Annotated in this window: 19 protein-coding genes and 5 tRNA genes; all 24 read right to left on the reverse strand. The window is 58.0% G+C overall.

Annotated elements, in window-relative coordinates; translation table 11 throughout:
• Positions 1-6 precede the first annotated feature (6 nt).
• Complete coding sequence (rplW, locus tag DXT74_RS00555) at positions 7-315, reverse strand: 50S ribosomal protein L23 (protein ID WP_019100830.1); 309 nt, start codon at positions 313-315, stop codon at positions 7-9.
• Positions 312-932: a 50S ribosomal protein L4 gene (rplD, locus tag DXT74_RS00560; protein ID WP_019100829.1), complete on the reverse strand. Its 621-nt coding sequence runs from the start codon at positions 930-932 to the stop codon at positions 312-314. The genes rplW and rplD overlap by 4 nt, the downstream gene beginning before the upstream one ends.
• Positions 932-1576: a 50S ribosomal protein L3 gene (gene rplC / locus DXT74_RS00565; protein ID WP_043594113.1), complete on the reverse strand. Its 645-nt coding sequence runs from the start codon at positions 1574-1576 to the stop codon at positions 932-934. The genes rplD and rplC overlap by 1 nt, the downstream gene beginning before the upstream one ends.
• Before the next feature lie 158 nt (positions 1577-1734).
• Positions 1735-2046: a 30S ribosomal protein S10 gene (rpsJ, locus tag DXT74_RS00570; RefSeq protein ID WP_011137734.1), complete on the reverse strand. Its 312-nt coding sequence runs from the start codon at positions 2044-2046 to the stop codon at positions 1735-1737.
• 15 nt (positions 2047-2061) lie between these two features.
• Entirely contained in the window at positions 2062-3252 is a 1191-nt protein-coding gene (gene tuf / locus DXT74_RS00575; RefSeq protein WP_081555062.1) for an elongation factor Tu, read from the reverse strand.
• Between the two features lie 77 nt (positions 3253-3329).
• Positions 3330-5426 (reverse strand): elongation factor G, encoded by a 2097-nt coding sequence (fusA, locus tag DXT74_RS00580; protein ID WP_043594665.1) that lies wholly within the window; start codon positions 5424-5426, stop codon positions 3330-3332.
• A 27-nt stretch (positions 5427-5453) separates the two neighbouring features.
• Complete coding sequence (gene rpsG, locus DXT74_RS00585; protein ID WP_019103492.1) at positions 5454-5924, reverse strand: 30S ribosomal protein S7; 471 nt, start codon at positions 5922-5924, stop codon at positions 5454-5456.
• Positions 5925-6033: 109 nt separating this feature from the next.
• Positions 6034-6405, reverse strand: a complete 372-nt coding sequence (gene rpsL / locus DXT74_RS00590) for a 30S ribosomal protein S12 (RefSeq protein ID WP_019103491.1) — start codon at positions 6403-6405, stop codon at positions 6034-6036.
• 208 nt (positions 6406-6613) lie between these two features.
• The gene (gene rpoC, locus DXT74_RS00595; RefSeq protein WP_043594667.1) at positions 6614-10810 is read right to left on the reverse strand and encodes a DNA-directed RNA polymerase subunit beta'; all 4197 of its coding nucleotides are present in this window, start codon (positions 10808-10810) and stop codon (positions 6614-6616) included.
• A gap of 54 nt (positions 10811-10864) precedes the next feature.
• On the reverse strand, positions 10865-15040 hold the full coding sequence (gene rpoB, locus DXT74_RS00600) for a DNA-directed RNA polymerase subunit beta (RefSeq protein WP_039755755.1): 4176 nt from the start codon (positions 15038-15040) through the stop codon (positions 10865-10867).
• A 158-nt stretch (positions 15041-15198) separates the two neighbouring features.
• Positions 15199-15570, reverse strand: a complete 372-nt coding sequence (gene rplL / locus DXT74_RS00605; protein ID WP_194427085.1) for a 50S ribosomal protein L7/L12 — start codon at positions 15568-15570, stop codon at positions 15199-15201.
• Positions 15571-15606: 36 nt separating this feature from the next.
• Positions 15607-16104, reverse strand: coding sequence for a 50S ribosomal protein L10 (gene rplJ, locus DXT74_RS00610; protein ID WP_039755753.1), 498 nt, complete (start codon positions 16102-16104; stop codon positions 15607-15609).
• An 86-nt stretch (positions 16105-16190) separates the two neighbouring features.
• Positions 16191-16265: transfer RNA gene (locus tag DXT74_RS00615), tRNA-Thr, on the reverse strand.
• 179 nt (positions 16266-16444) lie between these two features.
• Positions 16445-17140, reverse strand: a complete 696-nt coding sequence (gene rplA, locus DXT74_RS00620) for a 50S ribosomal protein L1 (protein WP_194427086.1) — start codon at positions 17138-17140, stop codon at positions 16445-16447.
• Entirely contained in the window at positions 17140-17571 is a 432-nt protein-coding gene (rplK, locus tag DXT74_RS00625) for a 50S ribosomal protein L11 (protein ID WP_019100246.1), read from the reverse strand. The genes rplA and rplK overlap by 1 nt, the downstream gene beginning before the upstream one ends.
• Positions 17572-17670: 99 nt before the next feature.
• On the reverse strand, positions 17671-18204 hold the full coding sequence (gene nusG / locus DXT74_RS00630; RefSeq protein WP_043594671.1) for a transcription termination/antitermination protein NusG: 534 nt from the start codon (positions 18202-18204) through the stop codon (positions 17671-17673).
• Positions 18204-18560, reverse strand: a complete 357-nt coding sequence (gene secE / locus DXT74_RS00635; RefSeq protein ID WP_081574308.1) for a preprotein translocase subunit SecE — start codon at positions 18558-18560, stop codon at positions 18204-18206. The genes nusG and secE overlap by 1 nt, the downstream gene beginning before the upstream one ends.
• Positions 18561-18629: 69 nt before the next feature.
• Positions 18630-18705: transfer RNA gene (locus DXT74_RS00640), tRNA-Trp, on the reverse strand.
• A gap of 11 nt (positions 18706-18716) precedes the next feature.
• Positions 18717-19907: an elongation factor Tu gene (tuf, locus tag DXT74_RS00645; protein ID WP_081555062.1), complete on the reverse strand. Its 1191-nt coding sequence runs from the start codon at positions 19905-19907 to the stop codon at positions 18717-18719.
• Between the two features lie 40 nt (positions 19908-19947).
• Positions 19948-20022 (reverse strand) — tRNA-Thr (locus tag DXT74_RS00650).
• A 21-nt stretch (positions 20023-20043) separates the two neighbouring features.
• Positions 20044-20117, reverse strand: a tRNA-Gly gene (locus DXT74_RS00655).
• Between the two features lie 53 nt (positions 20118-20170).
• Positions 20171-20255: transfer RNA gene (locus tag DXT74_RS00660), tRNA-Tyr, on the reverse strand.
• A gap of 138 nt (positions 20256-20393) precedes the next feature.
• Positions 20394-20645, reverse strand: a complete 252-nt coding sequence (locus DXT74_RS00665; RefSeq protein WP_019100314.1) for a YfhL family 4Fe-4S dicluster ferredoxin — start codon at positions 20643-20645, stop codon at positions 20394-20396.
• 103 nt (positions 20646-20748) lie between these two features.
• Entirely contained in the window at positions 20749-21306 is a 558-nt protein-coding gene (gene rsmD, locus DXT74_RS00670; RefSeq protein WP_043592276.1) for a 16S rRNA (guanine(966)-N(2))-methyltransferase RsmD, read from the reverse strand.
• Positions 21307-21476 lie beyond the last annotated feature (170 nt).

The following is a 21476-nucleotide window of genomic DNA, read 5'->3' on the forward strand; positions in this document are numbered from 1 at the left end:
ATCTCCTTACTCCGCTGCGGCCGGGGTAGCGGTCAGATCAATTTCTTGACCTTCCACCAGGCTAACGTAGGCCTTTTTCCAGTCACTGCGACGACCGATGGAACGGCCAAAGCGCTTAACCTTGCCTTTGACATTCACAGTGGAAACGCCTTCAACTTTTACGTTGAACAGCATTTCAACCGCGGCCTTGATTTCGGGCTTGGTCGCGTCTTTGGCAACGCGGAACGCCATTTGCTGGTTCTTCTCAGCAATCATGGTGCTCTTTTCGGAAACGATGGGAGCAAGAATTACTTGCAACAGACGTTCTTGGTTCATGCCCACTGCTCCTCAAGTTGCTTCACAGCGTCGCGAGTGATCACGGTCTTCTTGAAGCGCAACAGGCTGTACGGATCAGCTTGAACCGCTTCGATAACCAGCACGTTCGGCAGGTTACGCGAAGAGAGATAGAGGTTTTCGCTCAGTTCGCCAGTGATGAACAAAGCCTGTTCCAGGCCCATCGGCTGAACGGTGCCAACGAATTCTTTGGTCTTCGGGCTTTCAACGTTCAGCTCGTCAACCACGATCAGACGCTCGTCGCGGACCAGCTGCGACAGAATCGCGGCCATGCCTGCACGGAACATCTTGCGGTTAACTTTCTGAGTGAAGTTCTCGTCCGGCTTGTTCGGGAAGGCACGGCCACCACCACGACGGTTCGGGGTGGAAGTCATACCGGCACGAGCGTTACCAGTACCTTTCTGACGGAAAGGCTTTTTGGTCGAGTGCTTCACTTCAGCACGGGTCAGCTGGGCGCGGTTACCGCTACGAGCATTCGCCAGGAATGCGGTAACAACCTGATGCACCAGGGCTTCGTTGTATTCGCGGCCGAACAAAGAGTCGGACACTTGCAGGCTGCCAACAGCCTTGCCTTGGGTATTGATTACATTCAATTCCATCACGCACCCGCCTTCACGCTAGGACGAACGACTACGTCACCGTTCTTGGCGCCAGGAACAGCGCCTTTAACCAGAATCAGTTGACGCTCGGCATCGACACGAACGATTTCCAGGCACTGCACGGTGCTCTTGACGTTACCGTATTGGCCCGCCATGCGCTTACCCGGGAAAACGCGGCCCGGATCTTGCGCCTGACCGATGGAACCCGGCGTGTTATGCGAACGCGAGTTACCATGGGAAGCACGGTTGGAAGAGAAGTTGTGACGCTTGATCACGCCGGAGAAGCCTTTACCTTTGGAGGTGCCGGTTACATCAACCAGTTGACCAACGGTGAAGATCTCAACAGCGATGGCATCGCCCGGCTTGAAGCTGGACAGATCGGAGGCGGTCAGCGGAAACTCGACCAGACCCAGACCTGCTTCAACGCCAGCCTTGGCGAAGTGGCCCGCGGCAGCCTTAACAACACGGCTGGCCTTTTTGGAGCCATAGGTAACCTGCACGGCATTGTAGCCGTCGGTTTCAGCAGTTTTGATTTGCGTGACGCGGTTAGCGGACATGTCCAGCACAGTTACCGGGATGGTTGCGCCATCTTCGGCAAAAATGCGGGTCATGCCGACTTTGCGACCGACAAGACCTAAACTCATGTTTATTTCCTTTTTCAGGCGCCGATTACGATTGACCGGCATAAAAAACACGACAGAAAAAACAAAAACGGACTCGCCAAAATGGCGAGTCCGCTAATGTATCACAGAAAATTCAAGAATCGCAAGAACTTAGCTCGCAAACCCTTGAACTTAAGCGATTACTGCAGCTTGATTTCCACATCCACACCGGCCGGCAGATCGAGCTTCATCAGAGCGTCGACGGTTTTGTCGGTCGGGTCCACGATGTCCATCAGACGCAGGTGAGTGCGGATTTCCAGCTGATCGCGGGAAGTCTTGTTCACGTGCGGGGAGCGCAGAACGTTGAAACGCTCGATTTTGGTCGGCAGCGGAACCGGGCCTTTAACAACGGCGCCGGTGCGCTTGGCGGTTTCAACGATTTCCTGAGCGGAGCGATCGATCAGGTTGTAATCGAAAGCCTTCAGGCGGATGCGGATTTTCTGGCTAGACATTAGATTCTCCGATCCTTAAGCGATGATCTTGGCAACAACGCCGGCGCCGACGGTACGGCCGCCTTCGCGGATGGCGAAACGCAGACCTTCTTCCATGGCGATCGGAGCGATCAGCTCAACGGTGATTTCCACGTTATCGCCCGGCATTACCATTTCAACGCCTTCCGACAGGGTTACTGCGCCCGTTACGTCGGTGGTGCGGAAGTAGAACTGCGGACGGTAGTTCGCGAAGAACGGGGTGTGACGGCCACCTTCGTCTTTGCTCAGCACGTACACGGAAGCGCCGAACTTGGTGTGCGGGGTGATGGTACCCGGCTTGGCCAACACCTGGCCACGCTCAACGTCTTCACGCTTGGTGCCGCGCAGCAGCACGCCAACGTTGTCGCCGGCTTGACCTTGGTCCAGCAGCTTGCGGAACATTTCCACGCCGGTGCAAGTGGTCTTCGCGGTTGCCTTCAGGCCCACGATTTCCAGCTCTTCGCCGACTTTAACAATGCCGCGCTCTACGCGACCGGTTACCACGGTGCCGCGACCGGAGATCGAGAACACGTCCTCGATCGGCAGCAGGAACGGCTTGTCGATGGCGCGTTCCGGAGTCGGAATGTAGGAATCCAGAGCAGCCGCCAGCTTGAAGATGGCCGGTTCGCCGTATTCGGACTGGTCGCCTTCCAGCGCCAGACGAGCGGAGCCGATCACCACCGGGGTGTCATCACCCGGGAAGTCGTAGGAAGACAGCAGATCGCGAACTTCCATTTCAACCAGTTCCAGCAGCTCAGCGTCGTCCACCAAGTCGGCCTTGTTCAGGAACACGATGATGTACGGAACGCCAACCTGACGGGACAGCAGGATGTGTTCGCGGGTTTGCGGCATCGGACCGTCAGCGGCCGAGCACACCAGGATAGCGCCGTCCATCTGGGCAGCACCGGTAATCATGTTCTTAACGTAGTCGGCGTGACCCGGGCAGTCTACGTGAGCGTAGTGACGGGACTCGGTTTCGTATTCTACGTGAGCGGTATTAATGGTAATACCGCGAGCCTTCTCTTCCGGCGCGCTGTCGATCTGGGAGTAGTCTTTGGCTTCGCCACCGAACTTCTTCGACAGAATAGTGGTGATAGCAGCGGTCAGAGTGGTTTTACCATGGTCCACGTGACCGATGGTGCCTACGTTTACGTGCGGTTTGGTCCGCTCAAACTTTTCTTTTGCCATTTTGCAAAAATCCTTAATTAAAGAACATTAGATCGGGACTGGCCAAGCCCTTACGGCTCGGCCAGCCTCAGCGCGCATTACTTGCGAGCGGCCATTACGGCGTCGGCAACATGCTTCGGAGCTTCGGAGTAGTGCTTGAACTCCATCGAGTAGGTCGCACGACCCTGGGTAGCGGAACGCAGGTCGGTCGAGTAACCGAACATCTCGGCCAGCGGTACTTCGGCCTTGATCTTCTTGCCACCCAAACCATCGTCATCCATACCCTGAACGATGCCGCGACGACGGTTCAAGTCGCCCATCACATCGCCCATGTACTCTTCCGGAGTTTCCACTTCCACCGCCATCATCGGCTCGAGGATACACGGACCGGCGCGGCGCATGGCTTCTTTGAATGCCAGGGAGCCAGCCAGTTCGAACGCGATCTGCGAGGAGTCGACGTCGTGGTAGGAACCGAAGGTCAGACGCACGGTAACGTCAACCACCGGGAAGCCGGCGAGAATACCGCTGGACAGGGTGTTCTGAATACCCTTGTCCACGGACGGGATGAATTCACGCGGAATCACGCCACCCTTGATCTCGTCGACAAACTTGTAGCCATTACCCTCGCCGGACGGCTCCAGGGTAATAACCGCGTGACCGTACTGACCCTTACCACCGGACTGCTTGACGTGCTTGCCGTCAACATCGGTAACGGTTTTGGTAATGGTTTCACGGTACGCCACTTGCGGAGCGCCAACGTTGGCTTCAACGCCAAATTCGCGCTTCATGCGGTCAACCAGAATTTCCAGGTGCAGTTCGCCCATACCGGAAATAATGGTCTGGCCGGATTCTTCGTCGGTACGCACGCGGAACGACGGGTCTTCCTTGGCCAGGCGGTTCAGGGCAACGCCCATCTTCTCCTGGTCGGCCTTGGTTTTCGGCTCAACGGCAACGTGAATCACCGGCTCCGGGAACTCCATGCGCTCCAGGATGATGTTGGCGTTCAGGTCGCACAGGGTTTCACCCGTGGTCACTTCTTTCAGGCCGATGGCGGCGGCGATGTCGCCGGCACGCACTTCTTCCAGCTCGATACGGTCGTTCGCCATCATCTGCACGATACGGCCGATACGCTCTTTCTTGCCTTTGATGGAGTTCAGCACGGTATCACCGGACTTAACCACACCAGAGTAGACGCGGAAGAAGGTCAGCTGACCGACGTACGGGTCGTTCATCAGTTTGAACGCCAGAGCCGAGAACGGCTCGTCGTCGGAAGCGTGACGTTCCGCCGGCTTGCCGTCGGTCTCACCAGCGATGGCCGGGATGTCGATCGGCGCCGGCAGCAACTCAACCACGGCGTCCAGCATGCGCTGTACACCCTTGTTCTTGAACGCGGAGCCGCACAGCATCGGCTGGATTTCGCACTTCAGGGTACGCTCGCGCAGACCGGCGATGATTTCTTCCTCGGTCAGCGTCTCGCCGCCCAAGTACTTGTCCATCATTTCTTCGCTGGCTTCAGCCGCGGCTTCAACCATCTTCTCGCGCCATTCTTCGGCCACGGAAACCAGGTCGGCCGGGATCTCGCCGTATTCGAATTTCATGCCCTGGGAAGCTTCATCCCAGATAATGGCCTTCATTTTCAGCAGATCAACCACGCCGGTGAAGCCGTCTTCAGCGCCGATAGGCACTACGATGGGCACCGGGTTGCCGCGCAGGCGAGTTTTCACCTGTTCAACCGCACGGAAGAAGTTGGCGCCTTGACGGTCCATCTTGTTCACGAAAGCGATACGCGGAACTTTGTACTTGTTAGCCTGACGCCATACGGTTTCAGACTGGGGCTGAACGCCGCCCACCGCGCAGTACACCATCACCGCGCCGTCCAGCACACGCATGGAACGCTCTACCTCAATGGTAAAGTCCACGTGTCCCGGGGTGTCGATGATGTTGAAACGGTGCTCGGGGAACTGCATCCCCATACCCTTCCAGAAGGTGGTCACAGCAGCGGAGGTGATGGTAATGCCACGCTCCTGCTCTTGCTCCATCCAGTCGGTGGTGGCAGCGCCGTCATGAACCTCGCCCAGCTTGTGGTTCACACCGGTGTAAAACAGAATACGCTCGGTAGTGGTCGTCTTACCGGCGTCAATGTGAGCGGAGATACCGATGTTACGGTAACGCTCAATGGGGGTTTTCCTTGCCACGATCTACACCTTAAATAGTGGGTCTGCTTAGAAGCGGAAGTGCGAGAAGGCTTTGTTGGCTTCTGCCATGCGGTGCACTTCGTCACGCTTCTTCATCGCGCCGCCACGGCCTTCGGCCGCGTCGAGCAATTCACCAGCCAGGCGCAGGTCCATGGACTTTTCGCCGCGCTTGCGCGCAGCGTCGCGCAGCCAACGCATGGCCAGAGCCATACGACGCGACGGACGTACTTCAACAGGAACTTGATAGTTGGCACCGCCTACACGGCGGCTTTTTACTTCAACAACCGGCTTGGCGTTGGCCAGAGCGGTGTTGAATACTTCCAGGGCATTCTTGCCGGATTTCTTTTCGATCTGCTCCAAAGCACCGTAAATGATGCGCTCTGCAACGGATTTCTTGCCATCGATCATGACTACGTTCATGAACTTGGACAGGTCCTGGGAACCGAACTTCGGATCCGGCAGGATTTCGCGCTTGGGGACTTCTCTGCGACGTGGCATGTTACTTCCTTAGATTATTCAGTTGAGCTTTGGCTCATGACTACCCAATGGAGCAGTCACTTACTAGACGACCCTGAGTGTTGATCAGGCCGCCTTGAGAGCACCCCAATTACTTAGGACGCTTGGCGCCGTATTTGGAACGAGCCTGTTTACGGTCTTTAACACCTGCGGTGTCGAGGGAGCCGCGAACGGTGTGGTAGCGAACACCCGGCAAGTCTTTTACACGACCGCCGCGGAGCAGCACTACGGAGTGTTCCTGCAGGTTGTGGCCTTCACCACCGATGTAGGAAATCACTTCGAAACCGTTGGTCAGACGAACCTTGCACACTTTACGCAGAGCCGAGTTCGGCTTCTTCGGAGTGGTGGTGTAGACACGGGTGCACACGCCACGCTTCTGCGGGCAGGCTTCCAGCGCAGGCACCTTGCTCTTCGCCTTGATGGCGACGCGGCCTTTGCGAACGAGTTGGTTAATGGTTGGCATTACTATCAGTTCCTAGTTGAAGCTCTCCAACGGCAACACGCCGCCAGAAAGGACGGAGGATTATATTTTAGTCAACGTCCCACCGTCAATGAAAACAACGCCGCCCTATCACCTTAACCGTTGATAGGGCAGCGTTTTTTCAACACTTTGCGTCAGGGCCGTCCGCAGGCGGGCAATTCCGCCTCTTTTCGGCCAAGACGACTAAGCGTTATTCGTTGCTGTCGAGCGCATCCGCCGGAGCGATATCGAAGAACTGGGCTTCGGCCGCTTCCAAGGTGTGCTGTGTCGAACCACGACGGGTGCGGTGGTAAGCCAGACCGGTACCCGCCGGGATCAGACGACCGACAATCACGTTTTCCTTCAGGCCGCGCAGGTCGTCCTTCTTGCCCATGATGGCCGCTTCGGTCAGCACGCGAGTGGTTTCCTGGAAGGAAGCCGCGGAGATGAACGAGTCGGTGGACAAGGACGCCTTCGTGATACCCAGCAGCACGTTTTCGTACTGCGCAGGCTCTTTGCCTTCCGCCAGCATCTTGTCGTTCATTTCCAGCGCGTCGGCGCGCTCCACCTGTTCGCCCTGGATGAAGTCGGTATCGCCGCTGTCGGAGATAATCACGCGACGCAGCATCTGGCGAATGATCACCTCGATGTGCTTGTCGTTGATCTTCACGCCCTGCAGACGATAAACCTCCTGCACCTCTTGGACGATGTAGCGGGCCAGCGCCTCGATGCCCTGCAGACGCAGGATGTCGTGCGGGTCCACCGGACCGTCAACGATGGATTCGCCGCGATTCACCACTTGACCATCGTGCACCAACACGTGCTTGTCTTTCGGGATCAGGTTTTCGTAACCGTTGCCTTCCAGATCGGTGATGATCAGACGCTGCTTGCCCTTGGTGTCCTTGCCGAAGGAGATCGTACCAGTCACTTCCGCCAGCATGCCGGCGTCTTTCGGCGAACGCGCTTCAAACAGCTCGGCCACGCGCGGCAGACCACCGGTAATATCGCGGGTCTTGGACGATTCCTGCGGGATGCGGGCCAGCACTTCGCCCTTGCCCACTTCCTGACCGTCGCGCACCGTAATAATGGCGCCCACCTGGAAGGTGATCGATACCGAGGCTTCGGAACCGGCCAGCTTCACTTCGTTGCCGTTGTCGTCCAGCAGCTTCACCAACGGACGCAGCATCTTGGACTGCGAACCCGCGCGGCGCTTCGGATCGATCACGACCAGCGTCGACAGACCCGTTACTTCGTCGGTCTGCTTGGCAACGGTGTTGCCCTCTTCCACGTTCTCGAACTTCACGCGGCCAGCGTACTCGGTGATGATCGGACGGGTATGCGGATCCCAAGTGGCCAGCACGGCGCCAGCCTTGATCTGCAGACCGTCAGTCACCATCAGCGTCGCGCCGTACGGCACTTTGTGACGCTCGCGCTCGCGGCCCATATCATCGTGAATCACCACTTCGCCGGAGCGGGTGATGACGATGAGTTCGCCCTTAGTGTTCGCCACGTAGCGCATCTGGCTGGAGAAGCGCACGGTGCCGTTGGACTTGCCCTCTACCTGGCTAGCGGCGGCGTTACGAGAAGCCGCGCCACCAATGTGGAAGGTACGCATGGTCAGCTGGGTGCCCGGTTCGCCAATGGACTGGGCGGCGATCACACCGATGGCTTCGCCGGCGTTGACGCGCTTGCCGCGCGCCAGGTCGCGACCATAGCACTTGGCGCACAGACCGTAGCGGGTGTCGCAAGTGATGGCGGTACGCACCTTCACTTCGTCGATGCCCAGGCTGTCTACTACGTCCACCAGATGCTCGTCCAGCAAAGAACCGGCTTCGATCACGGTTTCACCGGTAGACGGATCCACCAGATCGATCGCGGCCACGCGGCCCAGGATGCGGTCGCGCAACGGTTCGATCACGTCGCCGCCCTGCAGCACGGCCTTCATGGTGAAGCCGTTGCTGGTGCCGCAATCGTCCTCGATCACCACCAGATCCTGGGTCACGTCGACCAGACGACGAGTCAGGTAACCGGAGTTCGCGGTCTTCAAGGCGGTATCCGCCAGACCCTTACGCGCACCGTGAGTGGAAATAAAGTACTGCAGTACGGTCAGGCCTTCGCGGAAGTTCGCGGTAATCGGCGTTTCGATAATCGAGCCGTCCGGCTTGGCCATCAAACCCCGCATACCGGCCAGCTGCTTGATCTGGGCTGCGGAACCCCGCGCGCCCGAGTCGGCCATCATGTAAATGGAGTTGAAGGACTCTTGATCGACTTCCTTGCCTTCGCGGTCCAGGACCTTCTGCTTGGACAGCTCGTCCATCATCGCCTTGGCGATCTTGTCGCCGGTACGGCCCCAGATGTCCACTACCTTGTTGTAGCGTTCGCCCTGGGTCACCAGACCTTGACGATACTGCTCTTCAATCTCTTTGACTTCCTTCTGCGCGTCGGCGAGCAGATCGACCTTCTTGGCCGGGATCTGCATATCGTCCACGCAAATGGAGATGCCGCCGCGGGTGGAGTAGGCAAAACCGGTGTACATCAACTGGTCGGCGAAGATCACCGTGTCGCGGATACCGCAACGACGGAACGAAACGTTGATCAGTTTCGAGATTTCTTTCTTCTTCAGCGCCTTGTTGATGTGCTCGAACGGCAAGCCTTTCGGCAGGATGTCGGACAGAATAGCGCGGCCCACGGTGGTGTCGTAACGCTTGATCACCGGCTGGAACTCGCCCTGCTCGTCTTTTTCCCACTCGCGCAGACGCACGGTGATGCGCGTCGCCAGCTCAACCTGACGGGTTTCGTAGGCGCGATGCACTTCCTTGGTGTCCGCAAACACCATGCCTTCGCCCTTGCCGTTCACCTTGTCGCGGGTCATGTAGTACAGACCCAACACGATATCCTGCGACGGCACGATGATCGGATCGCCGTTGGCCGGGGACAGCACGTTGTTGGTGGCCAGCATCAGAGTGCGGGCTTCCATCTGCGCTTCCAGCGACAGCGGCACGTGAACAGCCATCTGGTCACCGTCGAAGTCGGCGTTGAACGCCGCGCAGACCAGCGGATGCAGCTGGATCGCCTTGCCTTCGATCAGCACCGGCTCGAACGCCTGAATGCCCAAACGGTGCAGCGTAGGCGCACGGTTCAGCAGAACCGGATGTTCGCGGATCACGTCTTCCAGGATGTCCCAGACTTCCGGCACTTCCTGCTCTACCAGCTTCTTGGCCGCCTTGATGGTGGATGCCAGGCCCATCACTTCCAACTTGTGGAAGATGAAGGGCTTGAACAGTTCCAGCGCCATCTTCTTAGGCAGGCCGCACTGATGCAGACGCAGGGTCGGGCCCACGGTAATCACGGAACGACCGGAGTAGTCCACGCGCTTACCCAGCAAGTTCTGACGGAAACGACCGCCCTTGCCCTTGATCATGTCGGCCAGCGATTTCAGCGGACGCTTGTTGGCGCCGGTCATCGCCTTGCCGCGACGGCCGTTGTCCAGCAGCGAGTCAACCGATTCCTGCAGCATGCGCTTCTCGTTGCGCACGATGATGTCCGGCGCGCGCAGTTCCAGCAGGCGCTTCAGACGGTTGTTCCGGTTGATCACGCGGCGGTACAGATCGTTCAGATCGGAAGTCGCGAAGCGACCGCCGTCCAACGGCACCAGCGGACGCAGCTCCGGCGGCAGCACCGGCAGCACTTCCAGGATCATCCACTCCGGCTTCATGCCGGAACGCTGGAAGGCCTCCAGCACTTTCAGGCGCTTGGAGATCTTCTTGATCTTGGTGTCGGAGCTGGTGGCCTTGAGTTCGGCGCGCAGGGTCTCGATCTCGCTGTCCAGGTTCAGCTTCTTCAGCAATTCCTTGACGGCTTCGGCACCCATCATGGCGACGAACTCTTCACCGTACTGGTCTTCCTTGTCCAGGAAGTCCTCTTCGGTCAGCAGCTGACGATATTGCAGCGGGGTCATGCCCGGATCGGTCACCACGAACGCTTCAAAGTACAGCACGCGCTCGATGTCGCGCAGCGTCATGTCCAGCACCATGCCCAGACGCGACGGCAGCGACTTCAGGAACCAGATGTGCGCGGTCGGGCTGGCCAGCTCGATGTGGCCCATGCGCTCGCGACGCACCTTGGACAAGGTGACTTCCACGCCGCACTTCTCGCAGATCACGCCGCGATGCTTCAGGCGCTTGTACTTGCCGCACAAGCATTCATAGTCCTTCACCGGGCCGAAGATGCGCGCGCAGAACAGGCCGTCGCGTTCCGGTTTGAAGGTACGATAGTTGATGGTTTCAGGCTTTTTTACTTCACCATAAGACCAGGAACGGATCTTGTCAGGCGAGGCGATGCCGATCTTAATCGCATCAAACTCTTCTTCTTGCGTAACTTGCTTAAAGAGGTCGAGCAGAGCTTTCATTGCGTCTCCAGTCAGGGGACAGGCGCGGCGGTTTGCCGCGCCCATTCAACCCAATCAATAACGTTCCAGGTCCATGTCGAGGCCGAGCGAACGGATTTCCTTCACCAGCACGTTGAAGGATTCCGGCATGCCGGCATCGATCTTGTGCTCGCCCTTCACGATGTTCTCGTACACCTTGGTACGACCGGTCACATCGTCCGACTTCACGGTCAGCATTTCCTGCAGAGTGTAGGCGGCGCCGTAAGCTTCCAGCGCCCACACCTCCATCTCACCGAAACGCTGGCCGCCGAACTGGGCCTTACCGCCCAGCGGCTGCTGGGTCACCAGCGAGTACGGGCCGGTGGAACGCGCGTGCATCTTGTCGTCGACCAGGTGATGCAGCTTCAGGTAGTGCATCACGCCCACGGTGACCTTGCGGTCGAAAGCTTCGCCGGAGCGGCCATCGTACAAGGTCATCTGAGTCTTGGACTCATTAAAGCCCATTTTCTGGGTCAGCGGGTCGTCTTCCGGATAGGCCAGATCCAGCATGTGCTTGATCTCGGTCTCCTTGGCGCCGTCGAATACCGGCGTGGCGAACGGCATGCCCTTGCGCAGGTTGTCCGCCAGGGACAGGACCTCGTCCTCGCTCAGCGAAGCGATGTCTTCGGCCTTGCCGGCTTCGTTGTAGATGCGCTCCAGGTAGCCACGGATCTCGGCGGCGGACTGCTGCTCCTTGACCATGCGGTCAATGCGCTCGCCAATACCCTTGGCGGCCCAGCCCAGATGCACTTCCAGGATCTGACCGATGTTCATACGCGACGGTACGCCCAGCGGGTTCAGCACGATGTCGACCGGACGACCGTCGCCCATGTACGGCATGTCTTCGATCGGCAGAATACGCGACACCACACCCTTGTTACCGTGGCGGCCGGCCATCTTGTCGCCCGCCTGCAGGCGGCGCTTAACGGCCAGATATACCTTGACCATCTTTTGCACGCCCGGCGGCAGTTCATCGCCCTGGGTCAGCTTGCGCTTTTTGTCTTCGAACTTGAGATCGAATTCTTCGCGCTTCTGCGCCAGGCTTTCCTTGATCAGTTCCAGCTGCTTGGCGATGTCTTCATCCGACATGCGGATGTCGAACCAATCATGCTTGGACGGCAGGTCGGCCAGGTACTCCTGATCGATCACAGTGCCCTTCATCAGGCGCTTCGGACCGCCGTTGGCGACCTTGCCCACGATCAAACGCTCAATACGGCTGAAGGCGTCGTTGTCGAAAATACGCAGCTGGTCGTTCAGGTCCAGACGATAGCGCTTCAGTTCCGAATCAATGATGGACTGAGCGCGCTTGTCGCGCTCGATGCCTTCGCGGGTGAACACCTGAACGTCGATCACCGTGCCCACGGTGCCGGTCGGCACGCGCAGCGAGGTGTCCTTCACGTCGGAAGCCTTCTCGCCGAAAATCGCGCGCAGCAGCTTCTCTTCCGGCGTCAGCTGGGTTTCGCCCTTAGGCGTCACCTTGCCCACCAGCACGTCGCCCGCCTCAACTTCGGCGCCGATGTACACAATGCCGGATTCATCCAGACGGCCGGCCATGCGCTCGGACAGGTTCGGGATGTCGCGGGTGATTTCCTCAGGTCCCAGCTTGGTGTCGCGGGCAACCACAGACAGTTCTTCGATATGGATCGAGGTGTAGCGGTCTTCGGCGACCAGCTTCTCCGAGATCAGGATCGAGTCCTCGTAGTTGTAACCGTTCCACGGCATGAAGGCGATGGTCATGTTCTGACCCAGCGCCAGCTCGCCCAGGTCGGTGGAGGCGCCGTCGGCCACCACGTCGCCGCGCGCGATGCGGTCGCCCACTTTCACGATCGGACGCTGGTTGATGTTGGTGTTCTGGTTGGAACGGGTGAACTTGGTCAGATTGTAGATATCCACACCCACTTCGCCCGCGGTCGCTTCCTCGTCATTGACGCGAATCACCACACGGCCGGCATCGACATAGTCGACCACGCCGCCACGGCGCGCCACGACGGTGGTGCCGGAGTCTACCGCCACCGAGCGCTCGATACCGGTGCCCACCAGAGCTTTTTCCGGACGCAGGCAAGGCACGGCCTGGCGTTGCATGTTGGCGCCCATCAATGCGCGGTTGGCGTCATCGTGCTCCAGGAACGGAATCAGCGAGGCGGCAACGGATACCACTTGGCCAGTGGCCACGTCCATGTACTGTACGCGGTCCGGGGTCGCCAGAATGGTTTCACCCTTTTCGCGGCAGGTCACCAGCTCGTCGATCAGCTTGCCCTCTTCGCTCAGCTCGGCGTTGGCCTGAGCAATCACGTAGCGGCCTTCTTCGATCGCAGACAGGTAATCGATCTCGTTGGTGACCTTGCTGTCCACCACTTTGCGGTACGGCGTTTCCAGGAAGCCGAACTCGTTGGTGCGCGCAAACACCGACAGCGAGTTGATCAGACCAATGTTCGGACCTTCCGGCGTTTCGATCGGGCATACACGGCCATAGTGGGTCGGATGCACGTCTCGCACTTCGAAGCCGGCGCGTTCGCGGGTCAAACCGCCCGGGCCCAGGGCCGATACGCGGCGCTTGTGGGTGATCTCGGACAGCGGGTTGGTCTGATCCATGAACTGGGACAGCTGCGAGGAACCAAAGAATTCCTTGATCGCGGCGGATACCGGCTTGGCATTGATCAGGTCATGTGGCATCAGGTTGTCGGATTCCGCCTGGTTCAGACGCTCCTTGACCGCGCGTTCGACGCGCACCAGACCGGCACGGAATTGGTTCTCGGCCAATTCGCCCACCGAACGCACGCGACGGTTGCCCAAGTGATCGATGTCGTCCACTTCGCCGCGGCCATTGCGCAGCTCGGTCAGGATGGCGATCACGGAAACGATGTCTTCAGTCGACAGCGTGCCTTCCATCACATCGCGACGGCCGGCGAACTTCTCGCCGATCAGGACCTTGAACCACTCCGGAGTCTTGTCGTCGAACTTGTATTGATAAGTGCGCGAGCTGAACTTCATGCGGCCCACGCGCGACAGATCGTAGGTTTCTTCGCTGAAGAACAGGCGCTGGAACAACGCCTCCACCGCGTCTTCAGTCGGCGGTTCGCCCGGGCGCATCATGCGGTAGATCGCCACGCGAGCTTGCAGCTGGTCCTGAATATCGTCGGCGCGCAGGGTCTGCGAGATATAGGAGCCCTGGTCCAGGTCATTGGTGAACAGCACTTCCACCTGCTGGATGTCCGCCAGCGCCAGCTTGGCCAGCACTTCCTCGGTGATCTCGTCGTTGGCGCGCGCAATCAGTTCACCGGTATCGGTATTGGCGACATTGTGCGCCAGCACCTTGCCCAGCAACGCGTCGGCCGGCACTTCTATGCGATCCAGCTCAGCAGTCTGGATGTCGCGGATGTGCTTGGCGGTGATGCGCTTGTCCTTGGCCACGATCAGCTTGCCATCGGCGGCAACGATGTCGAACTTGGCCACTTCACCCTTCAGACGATCCGGCACCACGCGCATGAACACGCCGCCTTTGGTCAGATAGAAGGTATCGAAGCTGTAGAACTCGGACAGGATTTCTTCGTTGGTGTAACCCAGCGCCTTCAGCAGAATGGTCACCGGCATCTTGCGGCGACGGTCAATACGGAAGTACAGCAGGTCTTTCGGATCAAACTCGAAGTCCAGCCAGGAACCGCGGTAAGGAATCACGCGGGCGGAGAACAGCAGCTTGCCGGAGGAATGAGTCTTGCCGCGGTCGTGCTCGAAGAAAACGCCCGGGGAACGGTGCAACTGAGAAACGATGACGCGCTCGGTACCGTTGATGATGAACGAACCATTGGTCGTCATCAGCGGAATCTCGCCCATGTACACTTCGTTCTCGCGCACTTCCTTCACTACAGGCTTGGAAGACTCTTTATCGAAAATGGTCAGGCGGATGCGCGCGCGCAGCGGAGCGGCGTAAGTGATGCCGCGCAGCTGGCACTCCTGCACGTCGAACGGCGGCTCGCCCAAGATGTAATGAGCGAAATCCAGACGCGCGTAGCCATTGTGGCTGATGATCGGATAGATCGATTTGAACGCAGCCTGAAGGCCCACATCCCTACGCTGGTCAAGCGGCACACCCAACTGGAGAAATTCGGTGTAGGAATCAATCTGGGTCGCCAACAGGAATGGGACATCGAGAACACTGGCACGCTTCGCAAAACTTTTACGAATACGCTTCTTCTCAGTAAACGAATAACTCATAGAGTCTCCATCGAGGTGGGGTGGCGCAAGCAAGAAACCAAAAGTCAGCAGCCACGCTCAATAATTGCTGGCTTTTACCTTCTTCGTTTCGGCCAACTACAAGCGCAATAAGGCTGGCGGATTACTCCGCCAGCCTCACCCTCTTTTTTCAAAGAAGATTATTTGATTTCAGCCTTAGCACCGGCTTCGGTCAGCTGTTTCAGGATGTCGTCGGCTTCAGCCTTCGCCACGCCTTCTTTCAGGGCTTTCGGAGCGCCGTCAACCAGGTCTTTGGCTTCTTTCAGGCCCAGACCGGTGATTGCGCGCACAACCTTGATCACGCCAACCTTGTTGTCGCCAGCGCCAGTCAGGATAACGTCAAACTCGGTTTTTTCATCAGCGGCAGCAGCGCCGGCGCCAGCCGGGCCAGCAACAGCAACAGCAGCGGCGGAAACGCCGAACTTCTCTTCGAACGCCTTAACCAGGTCGTTCAGTTCCATCACGGTCAGACCAGCAACGGCCTCGAGGATGTCTTCTTTGGTGATTGCCATGTGAAAATCTCCTGAATTCTATAAGAATCAAATAAGTTAAGCGGCTTCGGCTTGCTTCTTGTCGGACAGGGCGGCCAGCGCGCGGGCGAAGCCAGCGACCGGAGCCTGCATAACGTAGAGAAGCTTGGACAGCAGTTCTTCGCGGCTCGGGATGGACGCAAGCTCAGCAACCTGAGCGGCGTTCAGCACCTGGCCATCGTAGGAACCTGCCTTGACGATGATTTTGTCGTCAGCCTTGGCATATTGATGCAGCACCTTGGCAGCAGCTACCGGGTCGGCGGAAACAGCGTAAACCAGCGGGCCGACCATTTGGTCAGCCAGACCGGCAAACGGAGTGCCTTCCACAGCACGGCGCACCAGCGTGTTCTTCAGAACGCGCAGGTATACGCCATTCTCGCGCGCCTGAGCGCGGAGTTTGGTCATGCTGCTTACCTCGATGCCCCGATATTCAGCGATAACGAGGGTCTGAGCGTCTGCCAGCGTGGCAGATACTTCAGCTACGACCGCCTTTTTATCTTCGATATTGAGACTCAAGGTCTACCTCCTAGACTGAAATGAAGCGAAAGGATTTTCGCTTCGCTTTGCAGCGGCGACCTACATCAGGAGACATCATAAAGAACTGGTGCTCATGGGCGGAATTGAACCGCCGACCTCTCCCTTACCAAGGGAGTGCTCTACCCCTGAGCTACATGAGCTTGAACTTTGTTCAGAAGCCTGTTTCGGGTACACCATCTGCGTAGGTTGCGGACTCCCATACAAGCAAATCTGCGATTAAGCCTTACGGCGCCTACGGTCTTTGACAACCTGACAAGCAAGCTTGCCAGCCCAAAGCCTTGGCGAGACGGCGAACCGTCCCGCCAAACTCAAACAGCGATTAAGCGCTGATCGAGTTGGTATCTACACGAGCGCCGACACCCATGGTGCTGGATACGGCGATCTTTTTCAGATACACGCCCTTGGAAGCTGCCGGCTTGGCTTTCACCAAGGCATCAACCAGAGCGGAGAAGTTTTCACGCAGAGCTTCGGCTTCGAAGGAAGCGCGACCGATGGTGGCGTGAACGATACCGGCCTTGTCGGTACGGTATTGAACCTGACCGGCCTTGGCGTTTTTCACGGCCTCGGCTACGCTCGGGGTCACGGTGCCAACCTTCGGGTTCGGCATCAGGCCGCGCGGGCCCAGGATCTGACCCAGCTGACCCACAACGCGCATGGCGTCCGGGGAGGCGATCACGATGTCGAAATCCAGGTTGCCGGCTTTAACCTGCTCGGCCAGGTCGTCGAAACCAACGACTTCGGCGCCAGCGGCTTTAGCGGCTTCAGCGTTCGCGCCTTGGGCAAACACGGCAACACGTACCGACTTGCCGGTGCCGCGCGGCAGAACCACGGAACCACGAACCACTTGGTCGGATTTGCGCGGGTCCACGCCCAGGTTTACGGCGATGTCGATAGACTCGTCGAACTTGGCGGTGGCGGCGGCTTTCACCAGGGAAATCGCTTCGTCAATTGCGTACAGCTTATTGCGATCAACGCTAGCCTTCAGAGCTTGCAAGCGCTTGGAAACCTTAGCCATTACACGCCCTCCACTTCCAGACCCATCGAACGGGCGGAGCCGGCGATGGTGCGAACAGCGGCGTCAAGATCGGCAGCGGTCAGGTCCGGCTGCTTGGTCTTAGCGATTTCTTCCAGCTGAGCGCGAGTCACTTTACCCACCTTGTCCACATGCGCCTTAGCGGAGCCGGACTTGATGCCAGCAGCCTTCTTCAGAAGGATGGTGGCCGGCGGGGTCTTCATGATGAAGGTGAAAGACTTGTCCGCGAATGCGGTAATCACCACAGGAATCGGCAGACCCGGCTCAACGCCTTGAGTCGCGGCGTTGAACGCCTTGCAGAATTCCATGATGTTCAAACCACGCTGACCCAGAGCCGGGCCGATCGGCGGCGACGGATTGGCTTTACCAGCGGGCACTTGCAGCTTGATATAGCCGACAATTTTCTTTGCCACGATTAAACTCCTAGTTTGGGTATAACGCGAGCGTCAACTCGCTTCCCGACGAAAGCGCAACAGTATACACGCCTAAAAAACACTTGCCAAGAGGCAGGCTTACAACTTTTCAACCTGACTGAATTCGAGCTCAACAGGGGTGTCGCGACCAAAAATCTGCACCGACACTCGCAGCTTGTTGCGCTCGTAGTTCACCTCATCCACGGAACCATTGAAGTCATTGAACGGGCCGTCGATGACGCGCACCTTCTCACCCACCTCAAACAGAACTTTCGGCTTCGGCTTCTCCACACCCTCTTGCATCTGCTGCATGATGGCCTCGACTTCCTTCTTGGAAATCGGCGCAGGGCGATTGGCGGTACCGCCAACAAAGCCGGTCACCTTCGGAGTGCTCTTAACCAGGTGCCAGGTATCGTCGGTCATTTCCATCTCAACCAACACATAACCCGGGAAAAACTTGCGCTCGGTAATGGAGCGTCGACCGTTCTTCACGTCAACAACTTCCTCTACCGGCACCAGAATCTGGCCAAACTGATCGGCGACGTCAGAACGCTCAATGCGCTCGCGCAGCGCCTTTTGCACGCTCTTTTCAAAGCCCGAGTAAGCGTGAACCACATACCAGCGCATTGCCATTATTTACCTCGACCAAGAATCACATCATAAAACAACCAAGACAGACTGGAGTCCACCAACCACATGAACAAGGCCAGCACCAGCACGAAAACAAACACCATGCCGGTCATCTGCATCGCCTCTTTGCGAGTCGGCCACACCACCTTGCGCGCCTCAACCAGAGACTCATTGGCGTAAGAGACAAAACTCTTCCCCGGCTGCGACAACCAGATCACTCCAACCGCCAGAACCACACCGGCCACAAACGAAAGCGCGCGCAAAATACCCTGATCCGCCGGAATCATGTAAAAGCCGACGATACCAGCCGCCACCAGCAAACCGGCCAGCGCCAGCTTGATTTTATCTTGCATTTCCATGTCGATATCTTCTCAATGCGCGTATGCGACAAAAGACCAACCGGCGCACAAGCGCCGGCTGGTCTTAATTGGCAGGCCAGGAGGGTCTCGAACCCCCAACCCTCGGTTTTGGAGACCGATACTCTACCAATTGAGCTACTGGCCTTTAAACTTTAATTAAGCAATGATCTTGGCAACAACGCCGGCGCCGACGGTACGGCCGCCTTCGCGGATGGCGAAACGCAGACCTTCTTCCATGGCGATCGGAGCGATCAGCTCAACGGTGATTTCCACGTTATCGCCCGGCATTACCATTTCAACGCCTTCCGACAGGGTTACTGCGCCCGTTACGTCGGTGGTGCGGAAGTAGAACTGCGGACGGTAGTTCGCGAAGAACGGGGTGTGACGGCCACCTTCGTCTTTGCTCAGCACGTACACGGAAGCGCCGAACTTGGTGTGCGGGGTGATGGTACCCGGCTTGGCCAACACCTGGCCACGCTCAACGTCTTCACGCTTGGTGCCGCGCAGCAGCACGCCAACGTTGTCGCCGGCTTGACCTTGGTCCAGCAGCTTGCGGAACATTTCCACGCCGGTGCAAGTGGTCTTCGCGGTTGCCTTCAGGCCCACGATTTCCAGCTCTTCGCCGACTTTAACAATGCCGCGCTCTACGCGACCGGTTACCACGGTGCCGCGACCGGAGATCGAGAACACGTCCTCGATCGGCAGCAGGAACGGCTTGTCGATGGCGCGTTCCGGAGTCGGAATGTAGGAATCCAGAGCAGCCGCCAGCTTGAAGATGGCCGGTTCGCCGTATTCGGACTGGTCGCCTTCCAGCGCCAGACGAGCGGAGCCGATCACCACCGGGGTGTCATCACCCGGGAAGTCGTAGGAAGACAGCAGATCGCGAACTTCCATTTCAACCAGTTCCAGCAGCTCAGCGTCGTCCACCAAGTCGGCCTTGTTCAGGAACACGATGATGTACGGAACGCCAACCTGACGGGACAGCAGGATGTGTTCGCGGGTTTGCGGCATCGGACCGTCAGCGGCCGAGCACACCAGGATAGCGCCGTCCATCTGGGCAGCACCGGTAATCATGTTCTTAACGTAGTCGGCGTGACCCGGGCAGTCTACGTGAGCGTAGTGACGGGACTCGGTTTCGTATTCTACGTGAGCGGTATTAATGGTAATACCGCGAGCCTTCTCTTCCGGCGCGCTGTCGATCTGGGAGTAGTCTTTGGCTTCGCCACCGAACTTCTTCGACAGAATAGTGGTGATAGCAGCGGTCAGAGTGGTTTTACCATGGTCCACGTGACCGATGGTGCCGACGTTTACGTGCGGTTTAGTCCGCTCGAACTTTTCCTTAGCCATGGCAAAATTTCCTGGATACGAAACAACACAAAGTAAATGGTGGTGCCCATGGGCAGAATTGAACTGCCGACCTCTCCCTTACCAAGGGAGTGCTCTACCCCTGAGCTACATGGGCCCTTCAAACAGGCTACACGCTTGGAGCGGGTGAAGGGAATCGAACCCTCGTCGTAAGCTTGGAAGGCTTCTGCTCTACCATTGAGCTACACCCGCCTGCAACAACAACCTCGAGCAACTTTCGTCGCACACGCCAAGACGCTAAATTCTGGTGGAGGGAGAAGGATTCGAACCTTCGAAGGCTGAGCCGTCAGATTTACAGTCTGATCCCTTTGACCGCTCGGGAATCCCTCCTGAAAGAGACCCGAATATTATAGATAGCCCCGATGGCCGTCAACCGGTTTTTGCATTTTTTTCCAATTATTTTGCCGACAAAAGCAAAGCGCCCCGGCAAGCCTGGGGCGCTTTCAATAAATTCAAAAGCTTAGCAGTTCACGCCTGCCCAGAAATCCGCAGATACTTCTGATGCAACGCCTCCTGCGTCTCCTCGTGAGACGGATCCAGGGGGATGCAATCGACCGGACAGACCTGCTGGCATTGCGGCTCGTCGTAGTGGCCAACGCACTGGGTGCACAGATTGGGGTCGATTTGATAGATTTCCTCACCCTGGGAAATCGCGTTATTGGGGCACTCCGGCTCACAGACGTCGCAGTTGATGCATTCGTCGGTAATCATCAAAGACATAGTAAATTCCTCAAGTATTCCACAGCATGAATTCTGTCACCCGACAGTCGGGCTCGCAAGTTCGCCCCGTTATATATTTATGAGAGCGCGGCGAACAAACCGCTCAGCCTGGCTCCGCCGCCCGGCGCAACAAACCGTAATGCACCTGGCCGGCCTTAGCCCGCTTCAGCACCTCCCAGCCCGGCAATTCCTCGGGCCAGCGGCGGCTCTCGATATATGCCAGACCGTCCTCGCTCATCACTTGAGCCAGCATAGGCAAAACCTGGGCCAGCAAATCGGAGTCAAACGGCGGATCGACGAAAACGACGTCAAAACGCTCCCGACAGGCCTTCAGATACGCCAAGGCGTCGAACTGCGCCACATCGATGCTAGCAGCCGACAACAATTGCCGGTTGGCCTTTAGGGACTCGGCCACCGTGCGGGACTTCTCCACCATCACCACGCGACGCGCTTCGCGAGAAGCCGCCTCGAAGCCCAGCGCCCCGCTGCCGGCGAAGAGATCCAGACAGGATTTGCCGTACAGTTGCTGGCCCAACCAATTGAACAAGGTTTCCCGCACACGGTCCGGCGTTGGCCGCAAACCCTGAGCGTCGGGAAACGGCAATAGCCGGCGACGATACTCACCACCTATGATTCTGACCGTGTTACGCGACTGACTCATAATTCCAAGCTCAAAAAACAAGGGGCTGAGTGTAACCCGATCCGCGTCATTGCGCCTCATTGTCGCGCAAACCGGCCGCTATCTGTCGCACCTCGCGCCACAAAAAACCATCTATTCCTTATATATAGATTTCAACGATCCCATAGCCCCACCCGCCTCTGCGCTGCAAC

This window comes from Chromobacterium sp. Rain0013 (assembly GCF_015291765.1).
GTDB classification, from domain to species: Bacteria; Pseudomonadota; Gammaproteobacteria; order Burkholderiales; family Chromobacteriaceae; genus Chromobacterium; species Chromobacterium haemolyticum.

Bases quoted from the DNA above. Each gene is read 5' to 3' on its own strand.
- rplW (WP_019100830.1), bottom strand. From the start codon at position 315: ATGAACCAAGAACGTCTGTTGCAAGTAATTCTTGCTCCCATCGTTTCC.
- rplD (WP_019100829.1), bottom strand. From the start codon at position 932: ATGGAATTGAATGTAATCAATACCCAAGGCAAGGCTGTTGGCAGCCTG.
- rplC (WP_043594113.1), bottom strand. From the start codon at position 1,576: ATGAGTTTAGGTCTTGTCGGTCGCAAAGTCGGCATGACCCGCATTTTT.
- rpsJ (WP_011137734.1), bottom strand. From the start codon at position 2,046: ATGTCTAGCCAGAAAATCCGCATCCGCCTGAAGGCTTTCGATTACAAC.
- tuf (WP_081555062.1), bottom strand. From the start codon at position 3,252: ATGGCAAAAGAAAAGTTTGAGCGGACCAAACCGCACGTAAACGTAGGC.
- rpsG (WP_019103492.1), bottom strand. From the start codon at position 5,924: ATGCCACGTCGCAGAGAAGTCCCCAAGCGCGAAATCCTGCCGGATCCG.
- rpsL (WP_019103491.1), bottom strand. From the start codon at position 6,405: ATGCCAACCATTAACCAACTCGTTCGCAAAGGCCGCGTCGCCATCAAG.
- rpoC (WP_043594667.1), bottom strand. From the start codon at position 10,810: ATGAAAGCTCTGCTCGACCTCTTTAAGCAAGTTACGCAAGAAGAAGAG.
- rpoB (WP_039755755.1), bottom strand. From the start codon at position 15,040: ATGAGTTATTCGTTTACTGAGAAGAAGCGTATTCGTAAAAGTTTTGCG.
- rplL (WP_194427085.1), bottom strand. From the start codon at position 15,570: ATGGCAATCACCAAAGAAGACATCCTCGAGGCCGTTGCTGGTCTGACC.
- rplA (WP_194427086.1), bottom strand. From the start codon at position 17,140: ATGGCTAAGGTTTCCAAGCGCTTGCAAGCTCTGAAGGCTAGCGTTGAT.
- nusG (WP_043594671.1), bottom strand. From the start codon at position 18,204: ATGGCAATGCGCTGGTATGTGGTTCACGCTTACTCGGGCTTTGAAAAG.
- secE (WP_081574308.1), bottom strand. From the start codon at position 18,560: ATGGAAATGCAAGATAAAATCAAGCTGGCGCTGGCCGGTTTGCTGGTG.
- tuf (WP_081555062.1), bottom strand. From the start codon at position 19,907: ATGGCTAAGGAAAAGTTCGAGCGGACTAAACCGCACGTAAACGTCGGC.
- DXT74_RS00665 (WP_019100314.1), bottom strand. From the start codon at position 20,645: ATGTCTTTGATGATTACCGACGAATGCATCAACTGCGACGTCTGTGAG.
- rsmD (WP_043592276.1), bottom strand. From the start codon at position 21,306: ATGAGTCAGTCGCGTAACACGGTCAGAATCATAGGTGGTGAGTATCGT.